This window comes from uncultured Endozoicomonas sp. (assembly GCF_947495845.1).
Taxonomy (GTDB): domain Bacteria; phylum Pseudomonadota; class Gammaproteobacteria; order Pseudomonadales; family Endozoicomonadaceae; genus Endozoicomonas.
Window position 1 is genome coordinate 1 of sequence record NZ_CANMAO010000062.1, and the last position, 4,836, is coordinate 4,836.

5 protein-coding genes are annotated in these 4,836 nt (G+C 47.0%); 4 read left to right on the forward strand and 1 reads right to left on the reverse strand.

The window, feature by feature from the left end; translation table 11 throughout:
• Positions 1 to 495: 495 nt before the first annotated feature.
• Positions 496 to 1,221 (reverse strand): DNA/RNA nuclease SfsA, encoded by a 726-nt coding sequence (gene sfsA / locus Q1B11_RS19925; RefSeq protein ID WP_299735713.1) that lies wholly within the window; start codon positions 1,219 to 1,221, stop codon positions 496 to 498.
• 506 nt (positions 1,222 to 1,727) lie between these two features.
• On the opposite strand from sfsA, the gene dksA reads away from it, so the two are divergent.
• The 4 genes from dksA (at position 1,728) to Q1B11_RS19945 (ending at position 4,808) form a co-directional block, all read left to right on the forward strand.
• The gene (dksA, locus tag Q1B11_RS19930; protein ID WP_067515962.1) at positions 1,728 to 2,171 is read left to right on the forward strand and encodes an RNA polymerase-binding protein DksA; all 444 of its coding nucleotides are present in this window, start codon (positions 1,728 to 1,730) and stop codon (positions 2,169 to 2,171) included.
• A gap of 230 nt (positions 2,172 to 2,401) precedes the next feature.
• Positions 2,402 to 3,295: a tRNA glutamyl-Q(34) synthetase GluQRS gene (gluQRS, locus tag Q1B11_RS19935; protein ID WP_299735715.1), complete on the forward strand. Its 894-nt coding sequence runs from the start codon at positions 2,402 to 2,404 to the stop codon at positions 3,293 to 3,295.
• 85 nt (positions 3,296 to 3,380) lie between these two features.
• Entirely contained in the window at positions 3,381 to 4,124 is a 744-nt protein-coding gene (locus tag Q1B11_RS19940; protein WP_299735717.1) for a hypothetical protein, read from the forward strand.
• Positions 4,125 to 4,172: 48 nt separating this feature from the next.
• Positions 4,173 to 4,808 carry an alpha-ketoglutarate-dependent dioxygenase AlkB gene (locus Q1B11_RS19945; protein WP_299735719.1) on the forward strand — a complete coding sequence of 212 codons (636 nt, stop codon included), beginning with the start codon at positions 4,173 to 4,175 and terminating at the stop codon, positions 4,806 to 4,808.
• Positions 4,809 to 4,836 lie beyond the last annotated feature (28 nt).

Below are 4,836 nucleotides of genomic sequence, written 5' to 3' on the forward strand. Positions count from 1 at the left end.
ATAGTTCGTCGATGTTGGTTTGTTTGAAATTATGCAATCTGACCAAACTTCCGTTTTATGGAAAATCTAAAGTCGAGCATTTAAAAACACCACCAAATAAACTTCCAAAAAACTTATTTAGCAGTTAGTTTTTATTTAGGTGACATCTTATCGAAGACACACAGAATAACCATTAACCAAAAGTCATAACCTTCTAAAAAATACTTAGACAAAAGTATTAATCAAAAGAAAAAATCAAATAAAAACCACAGCCATTTAATAAAACATTCAAATACTCACCAATAAATCAGTCTAACAGGGGCTAAATAGATGTTAATTATTCGCACCACATACTTTTGCAGTAGGTTTTATTTCAGCAAATACCTGTTTTTGTAAACCCGGCAATATCAGCCGTTTTAAAGCACTCTTTATCAACAATAACCTTCCAGCTTGGTCAACGACTTACAACCCAGCGCTCTGAGGTGGGTTGTAAGTCACAATCTGACAAGTGAGAGATCAACAAAACGGCAATGGCTTGGTCAATTCGATAGCAAGTCCAGACATCTCAGCCCCCCAGACGATCACTTCAACACCGGCAGCTACCGCCTGCTGAAATTCCTCGGCATAACCCGGGTCAATCTCCGATGCAACGGAAACACGATCAATACCGGTATGTTGAACACAGAAAAACAGCACAGCCCGATGACCATTTTCGACCATTTGAGCCAACTCTCTGAGATGCTTGGCTCCCCGTGACGTCACCGCATCCGGAAATAAGCCAAGCCCGTCCCCCATGGCTAAGGTGACACTTTTTACTTCCACATAACAATCCGGTAAACCTTCCTGTTTAAGCAATAAATCTATCCGGCTGTTTTCTTCGCCGTATTTCACTTCCCGCCGGATGGTTTTATAGGCTCTGAGCTCTGGCACTTTCCCGGCACTCATCAGCTCTTCAACCAGCGTGTTGGCCCGACCAGTATTCAGCCCTGCTCTGGTCAGGCGTTCTTTACCATTAAACAGCACTGGAATTTCTGCCTGCTCCCAGGTGCATGGATATTTTCTTTTCGGGTTTTTTGAATCGGAATACCAGACCCGATTTCCCGGATAGAGACAGTTCTTCATCGAGCCGGTATTGGGGCAATGAAGGGTAATCTGAGAGCCATCAGGCAGTGCCACATCTGCCATAAAACGCTTGTACCTCTTGATCAGGGTTGCTTCTTCCAGCTTCTGTTCGTATTTCATCACTTATGCTCATTTATCTACGTATTGATATTCAAAATCAGTATTTTATGATGTTGGTCGATTAAGTGCTTAGTCTCAGGAATGCGAAGCCCTGAAGCAGTCATTAACGGATAGCAACAGGTATAATACCAGTTGACCTGAGTCCAGGTTTTAGTCAATGTCTGGGAACAAGTGTTATTTTTTTATGGCGTCTTGTCATGGGTTTTGGTAGTTTCTACCGCTTCGTTTTTTTTGGAAGCATGGCTGTTTATCCACAGGTGCTTCCATACCTGCACTGAGACAGACGTACACTTCAGCGCAGAGGAAGGCAAAAGGCAAGTGCCAGGAGCGTTTGTTCTCACCAGGCACCCATGGTGTTTACCTTGGCTTTCAGGGAGCCGGTTAACCGGCGATCACAGAGATATTCTCAGGCAGCTCCTGCTGTTTTGGGCAATTTCTCTAAATGGAGAGTTCCAGGAAGGTTAGTTGTCCCTGGCTCACGAATAGAAGGTGGTGAGGCTGTAATCATGTCAGCACAGAAAAACGCGGATACAGGCAATCTGCTCAAGTCCTTTACCCCCTACCAGGAAAAGGCTGGGGAAGAGTACATGAATGAGCCGCAGGTCGCTCACTTCACTCAGATCCTCCAGAACTGGAAACGGGAGCTGATGGAAGAAGTGGATCGCACGGTAAACCATATGCAGGATGAAGCCGCAAACTTCCCGGATCCTGCCGATCGCGCCAGTCAGGAAGAAGAGTTCAGCCTTGAACTCAGAACCCGTGACCGTGAACGTAAACTGATCAAAAAGATCAATGACACTCTGACCCGCATCGAAGAAGACGACTATGGCTTCTGTGACAGCTGCGGTGTTGAAATCGGCATTCGTCGTCTTGAAGCCCGTCCAACAGCAACGCTGTGTATTGACTGCAAGACACTGGCTGAGATCAAAGAAAAACAATTAGGTAACTGAACATTACCTATACCCATTAGATTTCAAGATGCTACTAGGCGACAAGTGAGCGAAGCCTTTAGGCCCTCGGGTCCCGTGAGCCTACAAATAGTAGGTGATCGGGGTGAGCGAACGCTGACAACAACGTAGCATCTTGAAAGGCGATGGGTATAATTGCCCATGACGCCGGGTAACCCTTGCCTGGCGTCTGACCCTTTTCTATCCCCTACTGAGTCCAGCATCATTGCGATATGGGTAATCAACCAGATTCTTACATCGGACGATTTGCACCCTCTCCTTCTGGCCCATTACACTTTGGCTCGCTTGTTGCAGCTCTGGCCAGTTACCTTGACGCACGAGCCAATAATGGCAAATGGCTGGTTCGCATAGAAGATATTGACCCACCCAGAGAACCGGCTGGCACTGCGGATTTGATTTTAAAGACGCTGGAAGCCTATGGGCTGCATTGGGACGACAGCGTTCTATACCAAAGCACCCGCAGTCAATGTTATGACGATGTACTGGAACATCTGCTCACGACAGAAGAGCTGTATCCCTGCATCTGCACCCGCAAACAGTTATCCGGATTAAACGGTGTCTATCCCGGTTATTGCCGGGATAACCGAAATGTACCAAGCCAACCCCATGCGCTCAGGCTGCGCTGTCATGATCAGGTTATTCATTTCACTGATAGGATTCAGGGCAGGTATTCATTTGACCTGAGCGAGCTTGGTGATTTTACTCTGAAGAGAAAAGACGGTTTGTACGCCTACCAACTGGCAGTATCAGTGGATGATTACTTTCAGGGAGTGACTCATATCGTCCGAGGTGTCGACCTTCTGGACTCGACGCCACGGCAAATCCACCTGCAAAACCAACTGGGTTTCCCAAACCCAATGTACGCTCATATTCCTGTGATTGTTGAAAGTGATGGCAATAAACTGAGCAAACAAAATCATGCCCCGGCCATACCACAGGATGAACCTCGACCACTGATGATCAAGGCATTTTCAGCCTTGGGCATGCAGGCGGACAATCAACTTGAAGCCAGTACCATAGAAGAGATACTTCAATGGGGTATCGAAAACTGGTCCCCCACGGCGCTGCTGCAAAAAAGTAAGATACTGCAAACCAGTATTCAATAAAGACAACGCCCTCTTATACGTGTTATACATTTAGAAGCTTAATCAATCTTAATCAAAGCAGTGTGATGTGTTCAAGGGAGTGGATATGTCGATTGTTCAAAAAACGGCCGCAGCCGTATATTTATATGTATTTTCAGTCATCGTTTCAGCGGATACGCTGGCGTATGTTGATCAGCCCTCCATCTCGAGCGTGATGGATTCTGATGGTTCGGAGATCTGCGATACTGCTCGATTAAACAGGGATGACAAGATGCGCAACGATCCCAGTATTGCCAACGAATTTCCGTTGCACCTTCATAAGCCCTCGTCCTGCTTTACACCAGACGAAAATCTGCTGTTTATCGCCAATATCGAAGCCCAGAAAGCCCTTGGCCCCAATGCCCCCTGGTACACCGAGCTAAAGGAAGAGGTTCGAGGCCGTGTTAAAAAGGCCTGTGATGTGTTGGGGTACAAAAATAGTGAGGTCAGCCGGGCTTACGACCATTGTCTGGAAAGTCGCTACGAGGAGCTAATCAGCCCTCATGTGGATAAGTACGAGCGGGAAACTGACAATTATCTAAATAAACGACAGCAAATTGCCAATAGCCTGATGGTTCGTTGCGATGCTTCACTCAGCGTTAAACGTCACCGCTTGCCTAAAGAGATGCGCTTTCCCGTCGCTTGGTATAATGCCGATAGTCGCTCCGTTCCCGAATGGCTTATGGAAGAAAAACTAGAGGGCGATGAGTGGCTTGAGAACCTGCATAAAATGAAGCTTGATGACATAATGGCTGAAGTTATGGGTAAGGACTGCCCCGGAGAAATGATTTATTGGGTGACTTACCAGTAAACCCGCTATAGGATTTCCGGGCTGACGTCGTTTGTCGGAGCCCGGAATATGTTTCTTCCCATCAACGTCAAACCTGAATTACTTGAGCTTGAAGACGCCGAGATTTTACTGTGGCCACAGATAGTTTCTGAATTCGACGCTGATCAACTTTATCACGATCTCTATGCCAGCCTTCCCTGGCAACAAGACACTATCTCACTTTACGGAAAAACCCATAATGTCCCGAGACTTCAGGTTTGGATGGGCGATCCGGGCAGGCATTACCAATATTCTGGCATTCATCTTAAGTCGACGCCATGGCACTCCGCAGTGCAGCAAATACGGCGCCATATAGAGAAGCTCAGCCACCACCGGTTCAACTCGGTACTGATAAACCTCTATCGAGATGGCCAAGACAGCAATGGCTGGCACAGCGACGACGAAACCGAGCTGGGTGAACACCCCGTGATTGCCTCATTCAGCCTCGGAGCAACCCGCCGATTCCGTCTCAGACATAAACGACGTAAGGACCTACGGCCTTACTCAATTGACCTAAGCTCTGGCTCTTTAATGATCATGGCCGGGAATACACAGCATTGCTGGCATCATTGCCTGACTAAAACCACCCGAGCTGTACAACCCAGAATCAACCTTACCTCGACTTTAGAGTTCCCAAAGCACAATAGTTCAACAACAATCGAATAATCAGCTAAAAAGCAACCATCCCCAACGA

Coding starts and splice junctions, on each gene's coding strand:
- gluQRS (WP_299735715.1), top strand. CDS start 2,402: ATGGGTAATCAACCAGATTCTTACATCGGACGATTTGCACCCTCTCCT.
- Q1B11_RS19940 (WP_299735717.1), top strand. CDS start 3,381: ATGTCGATTGTTCAAAAAACGGCCGCAGCCGTATATTTATATGTATTT.
- dksA (WP_067515962.1), top strand. CDS start 1,728: ATGTCAGCACAGAAAAACGCGGATACAGGCAATCTGCTCAAGTCCTTT.
- Q1B11_RS19945 (WP_299735719.1), top strand. CDS start 4,173: ATGTTTCTTCCCATCAACGTCAAACCTGAATTACTTGAGCTTGAAGAC.
- sfsA (WP_299735713.1), bottom strand. CDS start 1,221: ATGAAATACGAACAGAAGCTGGAAGAAGCAACCCTGATCAAGAGGTAC.